General features: G+C 70.8%; 24 protein-coding genes. 12 read left to right on the forward strand and 12 right to left on the reverse strand.

Going from position 1 to position 21,906, the window contains the following annotated elements; translation table 11 throughout:
- Nucleotides 1-28: 28 nt before the first annotated feature.
- Nucleotides 29-1,372 carry a phosphatase PAP2 family protein gene (locus LE181_RS02595; RefSeq protein WP_225659229.1) on the forward strand — a complete coding sequence of 448 codons (1,344 nt, stop codon included), beginning with the start codon at nt 29-31 and terminating at the stop codon, nt 1,370-1,372.
- A 137-nt stretch (nt 1,373-1,509) separates the two neighbouring features.
- A complete protein-coding gene (locus LE181_RS02600) occupies nt 1,510-1,998 on the forward strand; it encodes a hypothetical protein (protein WP_225659230.1) in 489 nt (162 codons plus the stop codon).
- 63 nt (nt 1,999-2,061) lie between these two features.
- On the opposite strand, the gene LE181_RS02605 is transcribed toward LE181_RS02600, so the two are convergent.
- Complete coding sequence (locus LE181_RS02605) at nt 2,062-2,871, reverse strand: saccharopine dehydrogenase family protein (protein ID WP_225659231.1); 810 nt, start codon at nt 2,869-2,871, stop codon at nt 2,062-2,064.
- A gap of 72 nt (nt 2,872-2,943) precedes the next feature.
- Nucleotides 2,944-3,078, reverse strand: coding sequence for a hypothetical protein (locus tag LE181_RS32085; protein WP_263868327.1), 135 nt, complete (start codon nt 3,076-3,078; stop codon nt 2,944-2,946).
- A gap of 61 nt (nt 3,079-3,139) precedes the next feature.
- Here LE181_RS32085 and LE181_RS02610 point away from each other — a divergent pair, with 61 nt between their 5' ends.
- The 3 genes from LE181_RS02610 (at nt 3,140) to LE181_RS02620 (ending at nt 5,163) form a co-directional block, all read left to right on the forward strand.
- Nucleotides 3,140-3,766: a TetR/AcrR family transcriptional regulator gene (locus LE181_RS02610; RefSeq protein WP_225659232.1), complete on the forward strand. Its 627-nt coding sequence runs from the start codon at nt 3,140-3,142 to the stop codon at nt 3,764-3,766.
- 242 nt (nt 3,767-4,008) lie between these two features.
- Nucleotides 4,009-4,338 carry a hypothetical protein gene (locus LE181_RS02615; RefSeq protein ID WP_225659233.1) on the forward strand — a complete coding sequence of 110 codons (330 nt, stop codon included), beginning with the start codon at nt 4,009-4,011 and terminating at the stop codon, nt 4,336-4,338.
- A gap of 309 nt (nt 4,339-4,647) precedes the next feature.
- Nucleotides 4,648-5,163, forward strand: a complete 516-nt coding sequence (locus tag LE181_RS02620; RefSeq protein ID WP_225659234.1) for a DinB family protein — start codon at nt 4,648-4,650, stop codon at nt 5,161-5,163.
- Nucleotides 5,164-5,205: 42 nt separating this feature from the next.
- Here LE181_RS02620 and LE181_RS02625 read toward each other — a convergent pair whose 3' ends face one another.
- The gene (locus LE181_RS02625; RefSeq protein WP_225659235.1) at nt 5,206-5,772 is read right to left on the reverse strand and encodes a TetR/AcrR family transcriptional regulator; all 567 of its coding nucleotides are present in this window, start codon (nt 5,770-5,772) and stop codon (nt 5,206-5,208) included.
- Nucleotides 5,773-5,949: 177 nt separating this feature from the next.
- On the opposite strand from LE181_RS02625, the gene LE181_RS02630 reads away from it, so the two are divergent.
- Nucleotides 5,950-6,861, forward strand: coding sequence for an MBL fold metallo-hydrolase (locus LE181_RS02630; protein WP_225659236.1), 912 nt, complete (start codon nt 5,950-5,952; stop codon nt 6,859-6,861).
- 9 nt (nt 6,862-6,870) lie between these two features.
- On the opposite strand, the gene LE181_RS02635 is transcribed toward LE181_RS02630, so the two are convergent.
- Nucleotides 6,871-7,230: a nuclear transport factor 2 family protein gene (locus tag LE181_RS02635; protein WP_308103051.1), complete on the reverse strand. Its 360-nt coding sequence runs from the start codon at nt 7,228-7,230 to the stop codon at nt 6,871-6,873.
- 15 nt (nt 7,231-7,245) lie between these two features.
- On the opposite strand from LE181_RS02635, the gene LE181_RS02640 reads away from it, so the two are divergent.
- A complete protein-coding gene (locus tag LE181_RS02640) occupies nt 7,246-7,986 on the forward strand; it encodes a LysR family substrate-binding domain-containing protein (RefSeq protein ID WP_225659238.1) in 741 nt (246 codons plus the stop codon).
- A gap of 22 nt (nt 7,987-8,008) precedes the next feature.
- Here LE181_RS02640 and LE181_RS02645 read toward each other — a convergent pair whose 3' ends face one another.
- A complete protein-coding gene (locus LE181_RS02645) occupies nt 8,009-8,998 on the reverse strand; it encodes a PI-PLC domain-containing protein (protein WP_225659239.1) in 990 nt (329 codons plus the stop codon).
- A gap of 145 nt (nt 8,999-9,143) precedes the next feature.
- Here LE181_RS02645 and LE181_RS02650 point away from each other — a divergent pair, with 145 nt between their 5' ends.
- The 3 genes from LE181_RS02650 (at nt 9,144) to LE181_RS02660 (ending at nt 11,214) form a co-directional block, all read left to right on the forward strand.
- Nucleotides 9,144-9,833, forward strand: coding sequence for a hypothetical protein (locus LE181_RS02650; RefSeq protein ID WP_225659359.1), 690 nt, complete (start codon nt 9,144-9,146; stop codon nt 9,831-9,833).
- A gap of 375 nt (nt 9,834-10,208) precedes the next feature.
- Nucleotides 10,209-10,424, forward strand: a complete 216-nt coding sequence (locus LE181_RS02655; protein ID WP_225659240.1) for a hypothetical protein — start codon at nt 10,209-10,211, stop codon at nt 10,422-10,424.
- A gap of 169 nt (nt 10,425-10,593) precedes the next feature.
- Nucleotides 10,594-11,214 (forward strand): DUF3995 domain-containing protein, encoded by a 621-nt coding sequence (locus LE181_RS02660; RefSeq protein ID WP_225659241.1) that lies wholly within the window; start codon nt 10,594-10,596, stop codon nt 11,212-11,214.
- A 16-nt stretch (nt 11,215-11,230) separates the two neighbouring features.
- Here LE181_RS02660 and LE181_RS02665 read toward each other — a convergent pair whose 3' ends face one another.
- From LE181_RS02665 to abc-f, 6 genes are all read right to left on the reverse strand, one after another.
- Nucleotides 11,231-13,027: an ABC transporter ATP-binding protein gene (locus LE181_RS02665; RefSeq protein ID WP_225659361.1), complete on the reverse strand. Its 1,797-nt coding sequence runs from the start codon at nt 13,025-13,027 to the stop codon at nt 11,231-11,233.
- A 107-nt stretch (nt 13,028-13,134) separates the two neighbouring features.
- Nucleotides 13,135-13,569, reverse strand: a complete 435-nt coding sequence (locus tag LE181_RS02670; protein WP_225659242.1) for a lasso peptide biosynthesis B2 protein — start codon at nt 13,567-13,569, stop codon at nt 13,135-13,137.
- Nucleotides 13,566-13,820, reverse strand: a complete 255-nt coding sequence (locus LE181_RS02675; protein WP_225659243.1) for a lasso peptide biosynthesis PqqD family chaperone — start codon at nt 13,818-13,820, stop codon at nt 13,566-13,568. The genes LE181_RS02670 and LE181_RS02675 overlap by 4 nt, the downstream gene beginning before the upstream one ends.
- A 65-nt stretch (nt 13,821-13,885) precedes the next feature.
- Nucleotides 13,886-15,748, reverse strand: coding sequence for a lasso peptide isopeptide bond-forming cyclase (locus tag LE181_RS02680; RefSeq protein ID WP_225659244.1), 1,863 nt, complete (start codon nt 15,746-15,748; stop codon nt 13,886-13,888).
- Between the two features lie 23 nt (nt 15,749-15,771).
- Nucleotides 15,772-15,882 carry a keywimysin-related RiPP gene (locus LE181_RS02685; RefSeq protein WP_225659245.1) on the reverse strand — a complete coding sequence of 37 codons (111 nt, stop codon included), beginning with the start codon at nt 15,880-15,882 and terminating at the stop codon, nt 15,772-15,774.
- Between the two features lie 240 nt (nt 15,883-16,122).
- A complete protein-coding gene (gene abc-f / locus LE181_RS02690; RefSeq protein WP_225659246.1) occupies nt 16,123-17,757 on the reverse strand; it encodes a ribosomal protection-like ABC-F family protein in 1,635 nt (544 codons plus the stop codon).
- A gap of 517 nt (nt 17,758-18,274) precedes the next feature.
- Between abc-f and LE181_RS02695 the strand changes: the two genes are divergently transcribed.
- Nucleotides 18,275-19,642, forward strand: coding sequence for a DEAD/DEAH box helicase (locus LE181_RS02695; protein ID WP_225659247.1), 1,368 nt, complete (start codon nt 18,275-18,277; stop codon nt 19,640-19,642).
- 84 nt (nt 19,643-19,726) lie between these two features.
- Nucleotides 19,727-20,239 carry an ATP-binding protein gene (locus LE181_RS02700; protein WP_225659248.1) on the forward strand — a complete coding sequence of 171 codons (513 nt, stop codon included), beginning with the start codon at nt 19,727-19,729 and terminating at the stop codon, nt 20,237-20,239.
- 49 nt (nt 20,240-20,288) lie between these two features.
- Here LE181_RS02700 and LE181_RS02705 read toward each other — a convergent pair whose 3' ends face one another.
- Nucleotides 20,289-21,905: an alpha/beta fold hydrolase gene (locus tag LE181_RS02705; protein ID WP_225659249.1), complete on the reverse strand. Its 1,617-nt coding sequence runs from the start codon at nt 21,903-21,905 to the stop codon at nt 20,289-20,291.
- Between the last annotated feature and the right edge of the window lies 1 nt (nt 21,906).

Below are 21,906 nucleotides of genomic sequence, written 5' to 3' on the forward strand. Positions count from 1 at the left end.
GCGGGTACTTTCGCGAATTAACAGCAGAATGACGTTCGCCGCAGGGCTCCGGCCCCGGGCGATACTGTGGGCCACCGCGGCTGCAGTGACCCTCGGGTTCCTCATCACGCTGGAAATCGCCGCACGTCACTACGGCCTGCCGGGCCCGGTCACCAACCAGGCGAAAGAAGTAATCTTCGCCCCCAAATCAGGGCCACTGCTGTACGCCAGCATGGCGCTGATGATGGTGGTGCTCACCTGGCGGCAACGGTTCATCGCCGCCGGCGCCGCAATCGGCATCGACGTCATCTTCTTCCTCGTGCGGTGGGCCGCCGACGCGAAGATGATGTTCGGCAACGGCGCACTGTGGGTCATGCTGGGCTGTGCGGTCATCGCCCTCACACGCCGCACCGGCCAAGAACGCACCCTGCTGCTGAAGGGCGTCGGACTGGGCCTGCTGCTGGTGGCCGGCCGCAAGACCGGCGACACCTGGCTCCTCATCACCTCCAAGACCCGCCCGAACGTGCTCGACGCGTATGTGGCGACCGCCGACCACGCACTGGGCAACCCCTCATGGCTGGCAGGCCGGATCGTCAGGGCCACCGGCACCGTCGGCACCCATATCCTCGACTACGTCTACATCCAGCTCGCAGTCGCCGCGGTCGCCGTCGCGCTGTACCAGCTGCGCAATGTGGCGGCCGAACGCCGCTTCCCGCGCCACCACCTGGTGCGCACCTTCCTGGTGATCGGCCTCCTCGGCCCGGCCATCTACATGATCTTCCCCGTCGTCGGCCCCGTCTTCGCCTACGGCACCGGCGCCTTCGGCACCGGCGGCGAACACTGGGCCATCGCCAACATCTGGCCGAACACACCACCACCCCTCAGTGCGCCGCACCCGGTGCTGTACGACGACATCACCCCGCGCAACTGCATGCCCAGCCTCCATACAGCCTGGGCCACTGCCATCTTCATCCACACCCGCAAAGGCCCACGAGCCCTGCAATACGCAGGCACCTTCTGGCTCGTCGCCACACTCGGTGCAACACTCGGATTCGGCTACCACTACGGCGTGGATCTCATCGCCGGCGTGGTGTTCGCGGTCACGACCGAGGCGGCCCTGCGCTCACACGAACGCGGCTGGGACCGGAGGGCAATCCAGCTCGTTGCATACGGCACAACGGTCTTCGCTGCGCTCCTGGCGTCATACCGCTACCTGCCCGTGCTCATGGCCGAGAACCCGTGGTTTTTCGGACCACTCCTCATCCTGGCAATGACCTCAGTGCTCTACAGCTACGCGCGGACCACCAAACACTGGGAACCGACAGCACTCAAACCCATGCCTGCACGACAACAACCGGAACCGCAACCAGAACCAGAACCAGAACCAGCCTGAATTTCTGTTGCAAAGGTCGTGAGCCCACCCCCTCCCGGCCTCCGGGCGTGACCCCGGCCCGTCGTCCGTGTTGATGGGGGTGGGCCCGTACAGGCCCCCCATCAGCACGGGCTCCTCGCGAGCGCCAAGGAGGGCACATGAACACCGACGCGTACAAGCACTGGCAAGAACTCCAGGTCTGCCGCCCCAGCGACGTCCCGCTGGCCACACCGCTGACATGGCTCGCCGAGAAGCACCAGGAGCACGCCGACCGGCTGACCAACCGCCTGCTCCCAGCCGAATTCCGGCAAGAAGAGCAGGGCACTGCCGATGACGCCCTCGCGGTGCTCGCGCTGCGCGAGGCCATCCGCCGCGAGACGGACTACGGCCGGGGCGCCCACCTCCGCGACGCCCTGCAGCTCGGCGCCACCTGGAACCAGGCCGCCGCCGCCCTCGATCTCACCCCCGACGAAGCCCGCCGGCTGCTGCGCGCCTGGGCCGAGGGCCAACGCCACCAGTACACCGAATCCGAAGAACGCGGCGAACAACCACTCGGCCTCACCACCGAACAGCACACCGCCGTCCTCGCCCTGACCGAGCTCGCCGACGACGAGCCGGCCACCGGGCAGCCCGAGACCGGCCAGTGATCAGCCCCCGGATCGATCGTCAACCTCGTCACTGCCGTCGGCACCGGCCAGTCGGGGCGGCGGTCACTGCTTCGGCAGCCGGTCGAGGCGCTGGAGGGTGAGACCGTGTTCTGCGAGCGACTCCGGGAGGCGGGCCAGGGTGGGCAGTTGCTCGATGTGGTGGACTCCGGCGGGCAGAGAGCCGCTGAGCAGTTCCCGGGTGACATGTGCGGCCACCAGTGCCGTGATGCGGCTTTGCGCCTGTCCCGTGAGGACGTACGCCACGCGGCGGTCGCCGCGGTGGGCGTCGGCTCGCAGGACGAATCCGTCGCCTCCCACGTGGATCCGGCGGAAGACGGCGGTCAGGGCCCGCCGAACGGCCGGCCAGCGGGCGGCTTGCCGCAGTGCGAAGAGGGTCGCGGTCAGCGGCCTGGAGTCCAGGCACAGGCGGGTGGTCACCCGCTCGACGCCGAGGGTGCGGGGCAGGGTGTGCTGGTCGGAGAAGGGGAACGGGTGCGCGGTGCGCATGCCGTAGCCGGGCAGCTCGGTCCTGAGGGAGCCGGCCGCGGCCGGTTCGGGGAGGTGCTCGACCGTCCAGCGGACCGCGTCGGCGCCATGGCGTTCACCCGCGCCGAGCAGCACCGTGAGGTCGATCCGTTCGGCTCCCCCGACGGCCTCATGTGCGCGACGAGCCAGGAGGTTGGTCAGGCCGGGGGCGGCTCCGACGCTGAACACCCCGGTGGCTCCGGCGCCGGCCGCCACCTCGTGAAGGTCTGCCACCTCGTCCAGCAGGTGCCGGGTCGCGCCGATGTCCACCAGATGCACACCGCGTTCGAAGCAGACGCGTGCGACGCCGGCGCCGGGCGGCTCCACGCACATCACGACCGCCGTCACGTCCCCCAGCTCTCCCAGCGTCCTCCGAAAGGCAGCCGGATCGGTGACGTCCACCCGCAAGCCGCCCAGACGCTACGCCCTGGCCGCGTCCCGCCCACCCACGACGACCCGCCGCGGGAACCAGCCGGCGAGCGTCGACGTCACCGTCGCTCCCACGGCTCCGTAGCCCCCGACGACCAGGACCCGCCCCGACTTCACTGTAGTCACACTCCAGTGAAATACACTGCAGTGTCATGTGCAGTCAAAGTCCTGAGGCAAGGGAGAGCCGGTGGCCGCAGCCCTGACCCGCGCGGAGAAGGCCCGCCGCACCAGGCAGCGGATGCTCGACGCCGCCGCCCAGCTCTTCACCGAGAAGGGCTGGACGGGCACAACCGTCGAGGACATCGCCCGCACCGCCGAAGTCGCCGTGCAGACCGTGTACTTCACGTTCGGCAACAAGCGGGAGCTACTGAAAGAGCTCCTGGACACGGCCGTCGCCGGTGACGCTGACCCGGTTGCCACCCTGGACCGGCCCTGGGCCCGGCAGGTCATCGACGAGCCCGACCCCACCACCCAGCTCGCCCTCCAGGCCGCCGGAGCCCGGCACATCCTCGACCGCGCCGCGCCGGTCCTCGACGTCGTACGCGGTGCCGCGACAGCGGACCCCGAGATCGCCGCCCTGTGGCGCGCCAACATCGCTCAGCGGCACGCCGTCCAGCTCCGCTTCGCTCAGGCCCTGGTCACAAAGACAGGCGGAGTCCTGCGGCATGGCAACGACAACGAGTCGGCAGCGGACATCACGCTGACCGTACTCGGCCCCGAGAGCTACGGCCTGCTCGTCACCCTGCGCGGCTGGACCCCCACCCGCTGGGAGGAGTGGGCCACCGACTCCCTCGCACGCCAGCTCCTTCCCTGAACACGCAGCGCAGCACCCGCTGAGGCAAGGCAGTTGCGGCGGTCCCTCATGTCCTCGGGACCTTGTGCTGTTCAGTGCTCGGGTGCTCAGGCCGACGGCCGGTGGCATGGCTGGGCACGGCCGGCGGAACGAGTGGTTCCCGGCCAAAGCCCGTCCGGCACCGCTCCGGCACTACCGAGTGTGCGCGCCCGGGGGTAGCGTCGCCCTGCGCGATGATCGAACGATTTTCGACAGGAGGGCACATGGGAATCCGCTATCGGGTCGCGACCGCCGGCATGGCTCTCGCCCTCGCAGGCGGGGGTGCGGTGGTCGGGGCAGCACCCGCTTCGGCCACCGGCAAGACTGCCGCGTCCTCGTTTTCCTGCGACGCCTGGCAGTACCAGCGGGGCAGCAGGGGGCATGGCGCGTCGATCACATGCCACGGCAGTTCCTTCACCGGGTACGTCGTCTGTCACCAACCCAACGGCTACCTGTACGTCCGCTTCGGCAACCGGGCTCGGTCCGGTGGCACTTCCACCGCCTGGTGCGACCTGAACGCCGAGGTCAGCGAGGCCGGGGCTCTGCCGATCTGATCGGTGCGGAGGGGCCACCCCCGGGGGTGCGTCCCGGGCGGACGCGAGGACGACGACCGCTTCGGGCCGCCGAAGCCCCGGGAGTGGCTCAGCTCCGGCTTTGGGGTCCTGCCCCATGGGCCCCCGGGGGCAGGCGGTTGACGGGGTCGCCTCGTTCCCTGACATTGCGCCTCTGCACCTCTCGCCTCGTTGACGGGGGCCTCGGCCCGGCCGGCCTCCGACCACCGTTCCCCGACCGGCCGCGTGCCTGGCCGTACGCAGCCGAAAACCTGGCGACATCCGGCACCGAGCGCGCTAACGTCCGCAGGCGTGTCCCCTGAACTTGAACGTCCCCCGTTGCAGGCCGACGAGCGCACCGCGCTCCTGGGCTGGCTGGATCTCCAACGGCAGATCCTGCGCTGGAAGTGCGAGGGCCTGAGCGAGGCTGATGCGCACCGCTCCGTCATCCCGACCTCGCCGGCGATGACGATGGCCGGGCTCATCAGCCATATGCGGTGGGTCGAGCACACGTGGCTGGAGGTGCTGTTCCTCGGTGGTGACGAGAGGCAGAACCCGTCCTTTGACGAGACGAACGAGGACGGCAACTGGCGCACCGACGGCCTCACGCTGAAGCAGTTGCTCGCGGCTTACGAGGCCCAGTGCGCCCGGAGCAACGAGATCGTGGCCCAAGCCTCCCTGGACGACGTCGGTCGCCATTCCGGCTACCGCTCGGGCAGCGCCAATCTCCGCTGGATGCTCATCCACCTCGTCGAGGAGACCGGACGGCATGCCGGGCATGCGGACATCGTGCGGGAGCTGCTCGACGGGGCGAAGGGGTACTACTGAGGACGAGTTCGGTGTGGTGGTCGCCCGCTCGATGTCCCGCCGTCACGGCAAGGGCATGAGCCGGTAGAGGACGGTGGCGACCAGGTCGCGGGCGTGCCCTGCGTCGAGTGGCCCCGGGCGGAACAGGACGCGGTACATCATCGGGGCCACGACATGGTCCATAACGGTGTCGGCGTCCGGTACGTGTTCGCCGCGCTGCACGGCCCGGGTGAGGATCGTCCCGACCTGCTCGCGCGCGTATGCGGAGCACCGGCCGGCGTTGGATCCGTCCGGGTCGCCCGCGAGGGCGTCCCGGACGTAGGACCGGCCGGGCCCGGACGACATCTCCTCCAGGAAGCCGGCGGCCCAGTGCTCCAGGTCCGCGCGCAGGTTCCCGTGGTCGGCCGGAGGGGACTCGGGCCGCAGCCGCTCCACCGCGACGTCCGAGAGCAGCTCCTTCAGGTCTCCCCAGCGGCGGTAGACGGTCGACGGCGTCACTCCCGCCCGCGCTGCGACGAGCGGCACGGTGAGAGCGGCCTGCTCGGACTGCAGTTCGCGCACGGCCTGGTGCACCGCTTCCTGGACACGGGCGCTTCGTCCGCCGGGGCGTGCCGCTGGTCTGGGACTCATGACACCTACCTTAACGCGAATTCATTGCGCGAACCGCAGGCGGGGAGTGCCAGGTTGCAGGGGCGGCCACCCTACCCAGCCCCACTGAAGGCATGATCTTTGCGTGAGTGGCGGGACGCGGACTAGTGTGCGGCTAACGCAAAGAAGATGCTTTTAGCTCTCACGGAGGACCTCCCCATGGACCGGCCCGTTCAGTCTCCCCAGCCGCCCGGCCAGACCTGGACGGTCGGTGGAATCGTCATCCATCGCATCGACGAGACCGCCCTCCCGCCGCAGACCGGTGCCTGGCTGCTGCCCGCCGCCACCCCGGAGGTCGTCACCGGGCAGCCCTGGCTCCGGCCCGACTTCGCCGCTCCCGACGGCACCCTCCGCCTGGCCAGCCACACCTTCGCCTTCGAGGTGGACGGCCTCCGGGTCCTCGTCGACACCGGCATCGGCAACCACAAGCCCCGCGCCAACCCCGCCTGGAACCACCTCGACACCGACTACCTCCGGCGACTCACCGACGCGGGCTTCCCGCCCGAGAGCGTCGACCTCGTCGTCCTGACCCACCTCCACACCGACCACGTCGGCTGGAACACCCGCCGCGCGGACGACGGCTCGTGGACCCCCACCTTCCCCAACGCCCGCTACGTGACCTCCCGCACCGAGTGGGACTACTGGGCCGGCATGGCCGAGCACATGGACGACGGCCGCCGGCAGATGTTCCTCGATTCCGTCCACCCGGTCCACGACGCCGGACTCCTCGACCTGATCGACGTACGGCACGAGCCCACGGACATCGCTCCCGGTCTCCGGCTGCTCCCCACCCCCGGGCACACGCCGGGTCAGGTCGCCGTGGAACTCCGCAGCGCGGGACAGGCAGCAGTGATCACCGGCGACTGTGTCCACCACCCCGTGCAGCTCGCGCACCCCGGCATCACCAGCTGCGTCGACATCGACCCCGCCCAGGCCGTCCGCAGCCGTCGCGACCTCCTCACCACGCTCGCCGGGACGGACGTCCTGCTGCTGGGCAGCCACTTCCCGCCCCCGACCGCAGGATTCGTCGTCGCCGAGGCCAACGGCCACCGGCTCGTCCCCGCACACTGAGCACGGGGTTCAGCCCCGGTAGGCGCGGGCGAGTGCGAGGGAGTCCTCGTAGATGCGGTAGGCGGTGATGCGCCCGTCGCGGACGGTGAAGCGCATGACGAACTCGTCGTCGTACACCGCCCCGGTGGCGTGCATGCGAAAGACGAACCGGCCGTTCACCAGGACCTGGTCCGGGCCGAACGCCGTCATCCCGTACAGCTCGAAGTCCTTGCGCTCCCCGGCGCCGGCGAGCAGGGGGAACCACTCGCGCATCGCTGCGTGGCCGCTGCGCGCGCCTGCCCAGGAAACCAGCGCGGCGTCACCGGGAACGAACCACTCGACCTCCGCATCGAGCAGAGCGAACACCGCCTGGGCACCCTGCTCTTCCACCGCGAGAACCGTCGCATGACCCCCACCCCCGCAGGCGACGCGGTGCTCGCCCGCGCCCGGGTGATCCTCGCCGAAGCCCAGGCCGCACGGGAGGACGTACACCTGGCTGCACAGGGGCTGCGTGGACGGCTGACCATCACCTTCGCCGGCTCCGGGATCAACGGCCCGCTCGGCGCCGCCCTGCGCACCGTCCGCGAGACGCTCCCCGACGTCGAGCTGCGCCTGGTGGAGAGCTTCGACGACGCGCGGATGTCCACCGAGGTGCTGGAAGGCCACTGCGATCTCGCCGTACAGCGACTGCCCGCACAGGACGAACGGCTCGCCGTACGCGCATGGTGGCGCGAGCCCCTCACGCTCTTCCTGCCCTCCGCACACCCACTGGCCGCAGGCAACGGCGAACTGCCGCTCACCGCACTCGGCGACGTGCCCCTGGTCCTGTGGCCGCGGGAAGCCTCACCACTGTCGTACGACGAGATCACCGCCCTGTGCCGACAGGCCGGGGTCACCCCGCGGATCGCCGCCGAGGCCCACACGGTGCAGACGCTCCTGGCCCTGGCCGTCGCCGGCTTCGGCGCCGCCGTACTCGCCGACTCGTACCGGGTACTGCACCGCACCGGCGTCACCCCACGCCCGCTCGCCGACGCCACCACCTCCAACTTCCTGGTGTGGCGCCGCAACACGGCCAACCCGCTGGTGACCCGTTTCCGCGAACTGATCCGCTGGGGGGCCGGGGACCCGGAAGCGCAAGGGCGGTAGGGGCCCGGCCCGGGAGGTTCGACTACGTGAACATGCGGTCGCTGCTGGTGGCCATACGATGGGTGGCGCCGTGGCGGTTCACCCAGTCACGGATGAGGTTGATGGCGTTGGCGCACTGCCAGCCGTTGTCGTACTCGTGTTCTCCGGTGAAGTTGCCGTAGCCGGCGATGATGCCGTCCACCCGTGCCTCGCCCAGCAGCTTGTCGACGTACCACGGGTCGTTGTAGGTGGTCGTCCAGGACAGCGTGGCGGCGAGCCGTCCGGCGGCGCGGTCCCCGGCCCCCTTCTTCAGTTCCGCGCACGTGCTGCGGCCGGCTTCCGTGCAGTTGCCGAATCCGTTGGGAATGTTGCCGTCGCCGTAATCCATCACCCGTCGCCCGGCCGGGAACCCGGAACCGGACCGGTTGAAGGCGTTCAGGACCTGATCGCGGGTCCCGGTGGTCGTGATGCCCTCCAGTTTGCCGAGCTTGCCCTCCAGGCTCTTCCAGCCCCTGCCGCCGACGTCCGGGGTGCTGCCGCCGTGGTACTCGTAGAAACCGTAGAGCACCTGGATTCCGGCGGCCGTCAGCCGCTGCGCCTTGTCGCGCAGCCCGGCGACGCTGCACGTACGGTTCGGTGCTTCTCCGCAGTAGTTCGGGTCCTTGATGTCCAGCCAGACCAGCGCCAGCCGACGCCCTGCTTGGGCGTGGGAGAGAATACGGTCGATCATGCTGTCGAAGCTGGGGCCGTGCCGGGTGTCACCGGCCGAGGAGCAGTCGTGATAGGCGCGCCATTCGTTCGGGTTCCACCAGGCGCAGACGTCGACCTCGATGGCGTTGGCGCCATGCTTGAGCGCGGCGTCCACGCCGTCCAGGGTGTCGACCCGGTGCGCGATGGCGTAGATCGCCTGACGCTGATCGGCTGCCGCCGCCTGGGTCGTACCGAGCGCGGTGGCTCCGATGATGCCGCACAGTGCCGCCACCAGCGCCAGTAACCTCCGCGGGCCGGCGCCATGTCGAAGGTGAGTGGTCAAGGAAGGTACTCCTTCATGTGTCGGTGTCCTGAAGCGGACAGCCGATCTCATCAACTGCGGGTTGACATGTGATAGATGGGCAATAAACGAATTCCGGGTGGAGACGGGCCATGAGCGGCAGGTAAGCACGCTTAGGGTGTTCCGCATGCAATTTCCTGTACATGCTCTTGCCCACCGGCCGCTGACGGCCGGGGCCGTTGCTGAACTTGTGGGTCTGCCGGCCGCGTCCCACGTCTCCGACAGCTTTGACGCCGTCGATGCCGTCGATGCCGTCGATGCGGAAGTGCAGCGGCGGGGGTGGGACTGGGAGCACAGCCTGGTGTGTGAGTCCTTCCGCACCGCGGACCAGCATGTGCTGTGTTCCGACTCCGACAACCCGTTCGGGGACCCGGACGCACGGACCTTCCTGGTCTTCGGAGAGCTGTACCCCGTCGACCCGCACGACGAAAGCATGGCCAACGGATCGTGGTTGTACGGTCTCATGGACCGCTGGCAGGAGCAGCCCGGCTGGAGCGGCCGCAGGCCATGCACAATCCAGGACTGTGAAGCCGTACTCGCGCAGGCCGCGCAGGCGGTGACCGAACACCTCGGCGCGCCCCCTGAGCGGACGATTTCGTCCTCTGCGACCGTGGTGACCGGGCCCGCACTGACGCACCGCATCTGGCGCACCTCCACTCACGCCCTGATACTCGGGCCGGCAGCCGACAACGGCCCCTACGGCTACCTCACCCATGTGCAGCTGTCCTGCACCCCCCTCACCTGTGGCCCCGATCTTCCCTCCACCGACGACGAAGACGGCTTGGTCGGCTGGATCACCGCGCACATCGACTGGTGATGCCGTGTCGGGGCACCGGATCCAGGCGCATGTCTGTCCGGCATCGGGGTACTCAGCAGGCCCCGCCGTGTCCTGGGCGGGGCCTGCGAAAGAGCCGCACGAACGGGAGGTGGGCGAAATGGCCCGGGACAAGCGCAAGAAGGCCAGTTCCGATCCGTACGAACGAGCGCGGAGCGACGAGGAACCCGGATCGCACTCGGGAAAGGAGAGCCGCGCGCGTGAGCGTTCCATTCCCGGAACGGCCAGCGCCCGAGAGGGCTACCAGAACGAGGGCGGTACCGCGCGTGGCGATGCCCTCGGAGGCGTCCAGGGGCGAAGCCGGGACGCGGAGGGCAAACGCCCTGGCAAGGGTAGGTCCGGCAAGGACCGGCCGTCATGACGGACCGGCGCCGGGGCAGCATCCCCCGGGACATGCAGGACCAGCAGGCGCGTGACGACCGCCAAGGCCAGGTCCCGAAGACCGGCAGGAAGGCCGACGACCGGCGGGGGACCAGAACCGGCCACACCAAGGATACCGGCAAGGAGAAAACCCGGCGCCCCGACGACACGACCGGCCAGGCAGCCCCGCCCCCGAGCGAGCCGCCCGACTGACGTCGCGTTCCCGCAGCAATCCGGGCCGGAGACCGCTTTCCGAACGGGCCTCCGAGCTTTTGCCGACCGTTCGGCCGCGGGCGCGATCAGAGGTGGCTCCCCCGCATGGGGGAGCATGATCGTTCGCGCGGACGACGCCCTGTCGTCGAGGTTCGGCGACGGTGGAATCGTGACGATCAAGCTTTCTTTGGATGACGCAGTGCGTCCGGCCCCGGGCTGGGTGCTCCGTCTCCGTTCCCGTCCGGGCGTGTGGCCCGGGTTCGCCGTTGCGGCATGGGGGTTTCTGTTTGCGGTGCCCAGTTTCGTCTGGGCGTTGGGTGGCACCTTCGGTGCGCAGTCGACGGTGGCTCCGTCGCTGGTGAAGCTTGCTCATGACCGGGTGCCGTGGTTCCTGGCCGTCTTGTGGGTGACCGGTTTTCTGAAGCTCTTCGGGGCTTTGCTCGGTCTCGGCCTGACGCGCCGTCGTGACACCTGGGCGGGGCGTTTTCTGGTGTTCTGCGGCGGCGGTGCGACCGTGCTGCTCGTCTGGCACGGATGTCTGTTCGTCGTCCACGGAGTGCTGGTCGAGGCCGGGGCGCGCGCTGTCTCGCCTGATCTGCTCGGGTTGACCCGCTGGTACCTCTACCTGTGGGGGCCATGGTTCGTTGCCGGTGGTCTGGCCTTTGCCGCGGCCGCCACACGCTATGTCCGCCTCTACGATGGCCGGCGCGAGCTGAGGCTTTACGGCTCTGTGGGGGCGCTGGGCGCGTTGCTCCTGTCTGTGGCCTCGATGGTCACCGGGGTCGGCTGACGGCTCTCCCGCCCGGTCATGTGCCCTGAGCCGGGGGCATCCCGCCCTTTTCATCTGCCTCCCGCAGAGTCTGTGCTGTGGCCAGCTCTCGGTAGGCGGTGCTGCTCAGCAGCAGTTCGTCGTGGGTGCCGGAGGCGATGACGCGTCCGGCGTCGAGGACGTAGATGCTGTCGGCGTTCTGCACGGTCGAGAGGCGGTGGGCGATGACCAGCAGTGCGCACTCCCCCGAGATGTCCCGCATCACCTGGCTGAGAGCAGCCTCGTTGATCGCGTCGAGGTGGGAGGTCGGCTCGTCCAGCAGGAGCAGCGACGGCCGGGTGAGCAGGGCGCGGGCCAGGGCCACGCGCTGGCGCTCGCCCCCTGAGAGGGTTGTCCCGCGCTCGCCCAGGACGCACGCCAGGCCGCCGGGGAGGCGTTCGACGACGTCGGTGAGGTTGGCCAGCCGCACCACACGGTCGACCTGGGCCGCGGCGGCGTCCGGAACCGCGTAGGTGATGTTGTCCCAGAGGGTGCCGTGGAGGACGTGGGTGTTCTGGTCCACCAGGGCGATGCGTTCGCGGCACTGCCGGCGGGTCAGCTCCGATGCGGGCCGTCCGTCGAAGAGCACGACGCCGGCCTGGGGGTCGTAGAAGCGGGCGGCCAGGGAGAAGATCGTGGTCTTGCCGGCCCCGGAGCGTCCAACGAGCGCGACCTGGCCGCGGTGCGGTACGCACAGCGATACCCCGCGCAGCACCGGCCGGCCGGGGCGGTAGGCGAAGTGGACGTCGCGCAGCGTGAGGGCGTCAGGGGTGCGGGTGGTGGCCGGGGGGTTGCGCCGGGCGTCGGCAGTTCCGGAGGTTCCAGCGGTTCCAGGCGTTCGGGCAGTTCCGGAGGTCCCAGCCGTTCCGGCGGTCTCCCGGGGCAGGGTCAGGGCCTCGTCGACGCGCTGGTAGGCACCCATGCCCCGCTGGAGGAGGCCGATGGCCCGGAAGACGGACGACAGGGGGACGACGAGGTAGGAGGCGTAGAGCAGGAACGCCAGCAGTTCGCCGAGCGAGTCGGCGTTGCCCACGCGCATGCCGCCGATGACCAGGACGACGAGGAAGGAGCCCTGGACGGCGAGTTCGACGGCGGAGCTCATGAAGGAGGCCAGCTTGGCCGTGTCCACTCCGGCGCGGTACGCGCTGTCGACGCGGGTGCCGATCCTGGCCGCCTCGCGGTCCTCCGCGCAGGTGACCCTCACCATGGGCAGTGCGCCGAGGGCCCGTTCGAGGTCGGCGGCGATGCCGCCGATGGCCCCCTGGGTGCGTTCGGCGGCACCGCGGATGCCGGACAGCAGCGAGGTGACGAGGACGGCTGCCGCGGCCACGGTGGCGGCGACCAGCAGGAGCAGGACGGGGTCGAGCCAGGCCATCAGCGCCAGGGCCCCGGCCGAGACGAGCAGGCCGGTCAGCAGGTCGACCAGGGCCTGGGCGGTTGCCTCGCGCATGACCGTGGTGTCGGCAGTGACGCGGGAGATCAGGTCGCCGCTGCGATGCCGGCCGTACTCGCGCATGTCGAGCCGGAGCAGGTGTGCGACCAGGCTGTGGCGCAGGGTGCGGATGACGCGTTCGCCCATGCGTTCCAGCAGGAAGCGGCTCACCGCGCCGGTCACGGCCTCGGCCAGGAACAGTCCGGCCAGGAGCAGGAGGGGCCCTGCGACGGGTCCGTGGCCCGCGGCGTCGACGACCTGCCGGGCCAGCAGTGGCTGGGCCAGTCCCATGGCCGAGGCGGCCAGGCCGAGCGCGCAGGCGACGGCGATGGCGGGCCGGTGCCCGGCGGTCAGGCGCACCATGGTGGCCAGCGCGCGGGGGGTCGCGCGGCGGTCGCCTGCCACGGGGGCCGGCTCGGGGGTGACCGGTTCGCCGGGGCGGGGGCCGGCCTCCTTGGTGAGCTGCTCCGTCACGGCGCGCCCCGCCCGGTGGGCGCCACGGTCAGCAGGCGGCTGAAGTAGTCGTCGGGTACGCCCTCGCCCACCGGCCGGCCTTCTGCCTCGATCCAGGCGTGAGCGGCGAAGGGCGGCACCACGCGGACCCCTGCGCACCAGGTTGGCCACACGCCCCACAGACGGCACACCAGCGCTGCGGCCACCGAGCGCGGCAGGCATCCCCGCGGACCGGCGCAGTACAGGCTGACCGCGCACACCGCGTCCCGGGCGGCCTGCGCCCGTTCGCGGCCGGCCGGTGCGGCGCCCCGGCTCAGGACGGTCAGCAGGGCACGGATGCGGTGGGGGCTCAGCCGGGCCAGCATCAGGGCGGGCAGCAGGACGGCGCGGGCGGCCAGGCGGTGCCCGAGCGGCACGTCGGCCGGGCGGGCCAGGGCGCTGGGTGTGCTCACTTGGCCAGCCCGCTGGTGCGCAGGTGATCGGTCAGCGCGGCGACGTCCCGGGCCGCCTGGTCCCGGTCGATGTCGAACTCCGCGAGGAGGGCGTTCACCGCGTCCTCCTCGTCGCCGCCCTCCAGCAGGGTGCGCACGACGAGGGTTCCGGTCGGGTTGAGCTCCCAGTACGCACCGCTGCGCTGGTCCAGCAGGATGGTGCCGTACTTGGTCGTGGCGGTGCAGACGTCGGCGCCGAGCTGCAGTGCCATGTGCCGTACCCCCTCTTGTCGGGTTTTTCGGGTTTCCTCGACTTCTCTTTCTTGCGTGCTGTCGCTCAGGCCGGTCGCCGGGGTGCGTCATGGCCGGTGGTGCGTGCCAGGCTGCGCAGCCACACTTCGCAGGCGATGGTGGAGTAGAGGATCGCGTCCTTCAGGCCGGGGGCGTTCGGGCGGTGGGCCAAGGTGCGCAGGGCGTCGCGGTCGACCAGCCCCATCCGGGCCAGGTGGGAGTCCTCCCAGAGGGCGAGCAGGTCGCCGCGGTGCTCGCGCAGCCCGTCGGCGGCGTCCATCGATGCCTGTGCCTTGCTGGTGCGGCTCAGGCACTCGTCGGGGACGATGCCGCGCATCGCCGCGGTCAGCAGGGGTTTGTAGGCCCACGGGGTGACGCGGTCGGCGGGACGGACGGCCAGGGACGCCTCGATGACCCGGTCGTCGAAAAAGGGCGAGGCCATCGGGAGGCCCGCCCGGCAGGCCATCGTGTCCCACTGGCGGACGATGCGGGTGCAGCTGCGGATGGCCTCCAGGTCGGTGTGCAGCCCGCGGTCGGGGTGCAGCGGCCGAACGTCGGCCGCCGCGTCGGTCAGCGCGTCGCGGACGAGCGCGGCGGCGTCGTCGGTGACCCAGTCGAACAGCCGGGGTTCGGCCGACCAGCCCAGCGTCCCGCTGACCGGTGCGGGAAGGGGGTCACGCAGGCGGCCGGCGGCGTGGGCGAGCCAGCGGTCGTACGGCCGGGAGTCGGCCAGGGCGCGCGCCGTGCCGGGCAGGGGCCAGGTGAAGAGGACTTTGAAGCCGCGCAGCCGGCCGAGGGCGAACAGCGGCCGGCGGCGCAGCAGCCGGTGGTAGTACGCCTCCGAGCACCAGGCGATGTGGTCGCCGCCGATGCCGGTCAGGTGCAGCCTGCTGCCGCGCTCCCGCAGGCCGGGCAGGTGGTGCAGCACCCGGGCCCGGTCCATCACGCCGATGGTCGGCTCGTCCATGGGGTCGTCGATGTCCAGCAGGTCGGTGTAGACGAGCGGGGAGGCGTGGGCGTCCCAGACGACGTGGTCGACCTCGGGCAGGTGTCCCACGGCGCGTTTGGCCCATTCCAGGTCGTCGTCGGCCGGGTCGCGGCCGGGCCAGGTGCTCGCCACCACACGGGCGGGCGAGCGGTCGGCCAGGAAGCAGACGGACGTGGAGTCCAGGCCCCCGGAGAGGTCGCAGCTGACGACACCGCCCTGCCGGGTACGGGCGCCGACCGCGTCCGTGAGCGCCTCGCGGAGCAGCGGTGCGCCGTCGGCGAGGGCGCGCACCGGTTCGGGCGGTGTCCACCAGCGGGATGTACGGGTGGTGCGCCCGTCGGCCGACACGTACAGGGCCTCGCCGGGGGGCACGGCGCTGACGCCCTGCCAGACGGACGTCTCGTACAGGGGGTGGGGGACGGGCCACAGCAGGCGGACGGCCACCTCGCGCGGGTCCGGCCCGGCGCCGGTGGCGCGGGCGAGGAGCCGGGCGTCGGTGGCGGCGATCCGGAGGCCCTCCAGTGACGTGTGGAAGACCAGGCGCAGGCCGGAGGCCGTGCCCTGGACCCTGACCCGGCCGTCGAGGGAGGCCACCAGATGGAAGCTGCCGGGCAGGGCTCGGGCGAGGGCGTCCAGTTGGGCGAGGTCGGTCAACCGGTCGGCGTGGCGCCGGAGTGCATCGGCGTCGACGGGGCAGCAGCCCAGTACGGCGAGGGCGGTACGGCGGGTGGTGACGGCGACGCATTCGTCGTCGGCCCAGTGGCCGGTGATCCAGGGCCTGCGGGAGGGGTGGTCGAGGGTGCGCGTTCCGGGGCGGCGGGGCAGAGAGCGGGCCGCGGCCAGCGCGCCCTCACAGTCCGGGAGGACCGTGAAGTACGCGCCGCCGCAGCCCGCCTCCGCATGATCATGCGATGACGCCATGGCGTGCGATCAGCTGCCCTGCCTCAGTTCTTGCTGAGGACGAGACGGTCGTTGCCCTTGAACTGCAGCAGACCGGTCTCGGTCCGGAAGTCGCCCCGCCGGACCAGGGTGGGGGCCTCGTACGCCTTCTTCATGAGCTTCTCCTCATTCACTGGGAGGATGAACCAGTCCTGCATCAGACGTAACTCCCGCCTGATGCAGGGAGGTTCGCTGCTACGGAAAACGTAGCACCGGAACCCGGTAAGCCGACCATACGCTCATATGCGTATTCATAGAGCTATTCGCATATATATCCGCAGAAATGGCTTTCGAACCCTGTGTTCCGCTACTCCCCCAGGGGTCGAAGCGCCTTGGGGTGCAACAGGTAAGGCGGCTCACTGTTCCGGAGACCCGGTCTCCGTCAGTTCTCCTCCGGCCAGCCGTAGCCACCGCGTCACGCCGATCTCCTTGAGGAACCGTTCGTCGTGGCTGACGATGACGAAGGCTCCCTGGTAAGAGTTCAGGGCGCTCTCCAGCTGTCCCGTGCTGACGAGGTCGAGGTTGTTCGTCGGTTCGTCGAGGAGCAGCAGGTGCGGAGCCGGCTCGGCGTACAGGACGCAGGCCAGGGTGGCCCTCAGCCGCTCACCGCCGGACAGCAGGCCCACGGGCAGGTGGGCCCGGGCGCCGCGGAAGAGGAAGCGGGCCAGCAGATTCATCCGCTCGGCGTCCGTCCGGTGTGGCGCGAAGGCGGCGAAGTTCTCGGCGACGGGACGGTCCATGTCCAGCAGGTCGAGGCGCTGGGAGAGATGGGCGATCCGCCCGTCGGCGCGCTTGATCTCTCCGCCGCCAGGAGCGAGGTCGCCGTTGATCAAGCGCAGCAGCGTGCTCTTCCCCGCTCCGTTGGGGCCCGTCAGCGCGATCCGTTCGGGGCCCCGGATGGTGAGGTCGAGGCCCCGGCTCCCGAACACGGGCCGGTCGCCGAGCCGGACCTGCAGGTGCTCGCCGAGGAAGACGTTGCGGCCAACGGGGACGTTGGTGTCCGGCAGGTCGAGGGTGAGGCGCTGTTCGTCGCGCAGCGCGCGCCCGGCCTCGTCCAGGCGCGCCTTGGCCTCGCCTACCCGGGTGGCGTGCATCTGCCCTGCCCGCCCCGCCGACTCCTGTGCACCGCGCTTCATGTTTCCGGCGAAGATGCGAGGAAGGCCGGCGTTCTTCAGGTTGCGCGCGGCATTGCTCTGGCGGCGTTCGGCGCGTTCGCGGGCCTGCTGCATCTCCCGCTTCTCCCGCTTCAGCTCCTGCTCGGCATTGCGGACGTTCTTCTCGGCCACTTCCTGTTCGGCGCGCACGGCCTCCTCGTACTCGGAGAAGTTGCCGCCGAAGAGGCGCAGTTCACCTCGTTCGAGTTCGGCGATGCGCTCCATGCGGTCGAGCAGCGCACGATCATGGCTGACCACCAGCAGGCAGCCGTTGAAGTCCTCCAGCACGTCGTAGAGCTTGTGCCGGGCGTCCACGTCGAGGTTGTTGGTGGGCTCGTCGAGCAGCAGCACGTCGGGCCGCTTCAGCAGCTGGGCGGCGAGGCCGAGTGAGACGATCTGGCCGCCGCTGAGCGTGCCGAGGCTGCGGTCCAAGGCGAGATCGCCGAGGCCCAGGCGGTCGAGCTGGGCGCGGGTGCGTTCCTCGATGTCCCAGTCGTCGCCGATGGTCGTGAAGTGTTCCTCGTCCACGTCGCCCGACTCGACGGCGTCGATGGCCTGGATCACCGCGGCGACACCCAGGACCTCGGCCACGGTGAGGTCACCGGTCAGCGGCAGGCTCTGCGGCAGGTAGCCGAGGGTGCCGGCCACCGACGCAGACCCCGTCCAGGGGCGCAGTTCGCCGGCGATCACCTTGAGCAGCGTGCTCTTGCCGGAGCCGTTGGGGGCCACCAGCCCCGTACGCCCCCCGCCCAGGGCGAAGGAGAGGTCCTCGAAGACCGGGGTGTCATCGGGCCACGAGAAGGAGAGGTTCGAGCAAATGACGGCAGCGTTGGACATGAGGACGACCTCGTGGAAGAAGAGGGCAGGAAGAAATCACTGCCCGGGCAGACAAGGAGAAGGGGACGACTGAGGGACCACGGCGGCGGCGCTCACATGCGTCTGCCGGTGGTCGGTCACATCCGGGTATCACCCGGAGATGTCGTCTTCACCCGCCATGTCTGCTACTCCTCACTACATGACCAACGTCCGGGCCAGGCTAGCAGATCTTCGCGGCGCCCCGTGCCTGGGTGGGCGTCAGGTGCCATTGTGAGGCGCGGAGTTGCGGTGATGACCGATTGAGCGGACCGCTGCTGCAGTACTGCTTGTTCCGGCTGCGTCCGTCGCCGATGCCGGCGGAGCGATCAGCACCACGGAGCCGAGCCCGGCCGGACTGTCACCGCGTGTTACCCTCGGATGTTTGCACAGCCGTGACGGCTGGCGGTTCCGTGCGCCGGTTCCCCTCTGTTCGTCTTGTTCGTCGGCTACTCGTTCCTGCCGGGCCTTCCTCGGTACGTCCCCCTGCGGAAGGCTCTCCATGAACCACCCGGACCGCCCCGGCACCTCGCACGCCTCCTTCGCCGAGCTGGACCTGCCGGCCGCGGTGCTGCGCACGCTCACCGAGCGTGGTCTGCGCGAGCCCTTCCCGATCCAGGCGGCCACGCTCCCCCACTCCCTCGCGGGACGCGACGTCCTGGGGCGCGGGCGCACCGGGTCGGGCAAGACGCTCGCCTTCGGTCTGGCCCTTCTCGCGCGGACGGCCGGGCGGCGCGCGGAGGCGAAGCAGCCGCTGGCTCTGGTCCTGGTGCCCACCCGGGAGCTGGCCCAGCAGGTCACCGAGGCGCTCGCGCCGTATGCCGATGCGCTGCGGCTGCGGATGGCCACGGTCGTCGGCGGCATGTCGATCGGCCGACAGGCCGCTACGCTGCGTGACGGCGCCGAGGTCGTCGTCGCCACCCCCGGCCGCCTGCACGACCTGATCGAACGCGGGGCCTGCCGCCTGGGACGGGTACGGATCACCGTCCTCGACGAGGCCGACCAGATGTGTGACATGGGCTTCCTGCCGCAGGTCACCGAGGCGCTCGACCAAGTGCATCCCGACGGCCAGCGGATGCTCTTCTCGGCGACCTTGGACAGCGACGTCGACCACTTGGCCCGCCGCTACCTCCACGACCCGGTCGTCCACTCGGTCGACCCGTCCGCGGGTGCGGTCACGACGATGGACCACCATGTGCTGGTCGTCCACGGCCCCGACCGGTACGCCGTCACCACGGAGATCGCCGCCCGCGACGGCCGCGTACTGCTGTTCCTGGACACCAAGCACGCGGTCGATCTGCTCACCCGGCATCTGCGGGCCAGCGGAGTGCACGCCGCGGCCCTGCACAGCGGCAAATCCCAGCCGCAGCGCACACGGACCCTCGCGCAGTTCAAGAACGGCCAGATCACCGCCCTGGTGGCGACCAACGTCGCGGCCCGTGGTCTGCACGTCGACGACCTCGATCTCGTGGTCAACGTCGACCCGCCCACCGACCCCAAGGACTACCTGCACCGCGCCGGCCGCACTGCCCGGGCCGGCGAGTCCGGGCGCGTCGTCACGCTGGTGCTGCCGGGCCAGCGCCGCGAGGTGAGCCAGCTGATGGCCGGGGCGGGCATCGAGGCGACGACCACCAAGGTGCGCTCGGGTGAGGCGGCGCTGAGCCGGATCACCGGGGCCAAGGCCCCCTCCGGCACCCCGCTCGACGGCGGGCCCGCCGCACCCCGGGCCAAGAACACCAATACGCCCTTCCGCGGCCTGGGCACCAGCAAGGACACCTCCCGCCACGCCGGCGGCAAGTCCCGCAAGGCCAGCGAGGCCCGTATGCTCGCTGAAGCCCGCAAGGCGGCCCGGGTGCGCCGCGGCGGCTGAGAGCCGCTGCCCCGGCGGCCGCTGCCGTCCGCGGACGATGCCTCCGCTGCCCGGCCGTGAGAGAGCGTGAGGGAGGAGGCCGCCGTGCCGGTGGGGCCCGACCCGGGTGACGCGCGAACGGAGCTGGTCGTGCTGGTGGGTCTCCAGGCGTCGGGAAAGTCGACGTTCTACGCCCGCCACTTCGCCGGCACGCACGCACTGGTCAGCAAGGATCTCTTCCGCCGGGCCCGGCACAGACAGCGCCGCCAGATGCGTCTGGTCGACGAGGCCCTGGCGGAAGGGGTGCCGACGGTGGTCGACAACACCAACCCCTCACCGCACGAATGGGCGCCCCTCATCACGGCCGGCCGCGCGCACGGCGCCCGCGTGGTGGCGTACTGGTTCCCGCCCGACGTGAGGGAGGCACTGGCTCGCAATGCCGCCAGGCAAGGACCGGAGAGAGTGCCGGACGTCGGCGTGTACGCGACGTTGAAGCGGCTTCGCCGGCCCCGGCGGGCGGACGGCTTCGATGCGGTGTACGAGGTTCGGTTCGATGGTCGCGGAGGGTTCCTGGTGGCTCCCACGGAGGATCCCGGGCCGGCCTGCGACGCGACGTGACCGGTCGCCCGGAGCACTCTCGCCAGGACACCCTCGGCTGGCCGGCCCGTCACGCCCTGCCCGGCCCGGTCTCGAACCGGGGCGGCTTGAGGCCGGTGAGGCATCCGGTGTTCGGGGCGGTCGGGTTGTCGAAGAAGGAGGCGGTGATCTCCTGGGCGCAGTGTGAGGTGGCGAACACCACGTGGGGCTCGTAGGGGACCGTGACGACGGTGGCGCGGCTCAGCGTGCGGGCGACGTACGGCCCGTTGGCCGCCCCGGTCTGGGAGTCGAAGCCGCCGGACAGGGCGAGGGTGGGGATGTCGCTCCGCGTGACGTCCCGGATCGAGCGCGGCGCCGCGGGGACGTTCCAGACGTGGCAGTCCTGACGGAGGAAGGGAAGCTGCGGGGCCTGGGCCAGTACCGAGCGCGGGAACGACGGGAACGCGGCCCGCCCGCCCCGGAGCGCCTCGGCCCGGCTCTCGTAGGGCACCCACTCGCTGCAGAAGATGCCGTAGGAGAGCCCGTGGGCGACCCTGCCGACGGCCTGGGGGCTGAGCTTGCCGCCCGCCCACTGCTCGGCGATCCGCTGCGGTTTGCCGTGGGCCAGTTCGTCGAGGGAGCGGGGTACGCCCGGCGCCACGTGGGTGGCGGAGGTCAGCCAGTTCACCAGGGCTCCGCCGTCCAGGACGACCTTCACCGGCTGCGGGTGGCCGGGGACCGTGACGGTGGTGGTGACCGGGTGGGCTTCGAGTTTCCGGACGAGGCGCTCGAAGGTGGCGGACAGGTTCGGGTAGCGGAGGTTGCACGCGGGCTGCTCCGCACATGCCTTGAACAGGCCGTCGAAGCCCTGCCGGGCGCTGCTCCAGGTCAGTGCCGACCCCGCCGTGGACGGGGGCAGGATGCCGTCGATGCCGACCGACCGGATTCCCTGGGGGTGTTGGCGCATGTAGATGAGTGCCAGGTGGGTGCCGTAGGAGATGCCGAACACGTTCCACTGGTCGATGCCCAGCGCCACGCGGAGGTCCGCGTAGTCGGCGGCGCTCTCGGTGTCGTTGTAGGCGCTGAGGTCGGCGCCGCGGCCCGCCAGCTGTTGGCGACAGGTGCGCGTCGCCTCGACGTGCAGGCGCTCGGTGGACGGCGCGCCGTAGACGAGGCCGACCGCTCGGGCGTTGAACCGGTCGATGTTCGGGCAGGTGAGCGCCGGCTCGGCCGAGTACGTTCCCCGCTGGGACATGAAGATCACGTCCCGGTCGCGGTTGAGGCCGCCGTCGACCGCCATGCCCGCCTCCCCCACCGCGTCGTCGCCGGGTCCGCCGGCGAGCCACACGATCGGGTCGGGCTTCGGTGTACTGGTGGCCGCCGGCACGATCGCGACCCCGAGGGTGATCGTCCGGCCGTGGGGTCTGGAGCGGTTCTCGGGCACGGTGAGGGTTCCGCAGCGTGCCCCCTTGAGCGCGGGTACCGGATCTGCCGTCTTCGGGCAGGGACCCGGCACGAAACGGGCGTCGCCCACTGTGCGGGTGGCCGTGCCGATCCGGGCGGCGATGGTGGTGCCGTTGCCGTGCTCCGCGTGAGCGGGCGTCGTCAGCAGGCCGGTGACGAGGAGTCCGGTCGCCACGCCGGCCGACGTGGCGTGGAGCTGTCGCGCGGTGCGGCGGCGCCGGCGGGGCGCGCGGTCGAGTGTCATC

It is taken from the genome of Streptomyces sichuanensis, from assembly GCF_020328095.1.
Lineage (GTDB): Bacteria > Actinomycetota > Actinomycetes > Streptomycetales > Streptomycetaceae > Streptomyces > Streptomyces cinnamoneus.

What these genes read in the sequence shown, in the direction of transcription:
- LE181_RS02595 (WP_225659229.1), top strand. Translation starts at nt 29, where the DNA reads ATGACGTTCGCCGCAGGGCTCCGGCCCCGGGCGATACTGTGGGCCACC.
- LE181_RS02600 (WP_225659230.1), top strand. Translation starts at nt 1,510, where the DNA reads ATGAACACCGACGCGTACAAGCACTGGCAAGAACTCCAGGTCTGCCGC.
- LE181_RS02615 (WP_225659233.1), top strand. Translation starts at nt 4,009, where the DNA reads ATGGGAATCCGCTATCGGGTCGCGACCGCCGGCATGGCTCTCGCCCTC.
- LE181_RS02625 (WP_225659235.1), bottom strand. Translation starts at nt 5,772, where the DNA reads ATGAGTCCCAGACCAGCGGCACGCCCCGGCGGACGAAGCGCCCGTGTC.
- LE181_RS02630 (WP_225659236.1), top strand. Translation starts at nt 5,950, where the DNA reads ATGGACCGGCCCGTTCAGTCTCCCCAGCCGCCCGGCCAGACCTGGACG.
- LE181_RS02640 (WP_225659238.1), top strand. Translation starts at nt 7,246, where the DNA reads ATGACCCCCACCCCCGCAGGCGACGCGGTGCTCGCCCGCGCCCGGGTG.
- LE181_RS02650 (WP_225659359.1), top strand. Translation starts at nt 9,144, where the DNA reads ATGCAATTTCCTGTACATGCTCTTGCCCACCGGCCGCTGACGGCCGGG.
- LE181_RS02655 (WP_225659240.1), top strand. Translation starts at nt 10,209, where the DNA reads ATGACGGACCGGCGCCGGGGCAGCATCCCCCGGGACATGCAGGACCAG.
- LE181_RS02665 (WP_225659361.1), bottom strand. Translation starts at nt 13,027, where the DNA reads ATGGTGCGCCTGACCGCCGGGCACCGGCCCGCCATCGCCGTCGCCTGC.
- LE181_RS02675 (WP_225659243.1), bottom strand. Translation starts at nt 13,820, where the DNA reads ATGGCACTGCAGCTCGGCGCCGACGTCTGCACCGCCACGACCAAGTAC.
- LE181_RS02680 (WP_225659244.1), bottom strand. Translation starts at nt 15,748, where the DNA reads ATGGCGTCATCGCATGATCATGCGGAGGCGGGCTGCGGCGGCGCGTAC.
- LE181_RS02685 (WP_225659245.1), bottom strand. Translation starts at nt 15,882, where the DNA reads ATGAAGAAGGCGTACGAGGCCCCCACCCTGGTCCGGCGGGGCGACTTC.
- abc-f (WP_225659246.1), bottom strand. Translation starts at nt 17,757, where the DNA reads ATGTCCAACGCTGCCGTCATTTGCTCGAACCTCTCCTTCTCGTGGCCC.
- LE181_RS02695 (WP_225659247.1), top strand. Translation starts at nt 18,275, where the DNA reads ATGAACCACCCGGACCGCCCCGGCACCTCGCACGCCTCCTTCGCCGAG.
- LE181_RS02705 (WP_225659249.1), bottom strand. Translation starts at nt 21,905, where the DNA reads ATGACACTCGACCGCGCGCCCCGCCGGCGCCGCCGCACCGCGCGACAG.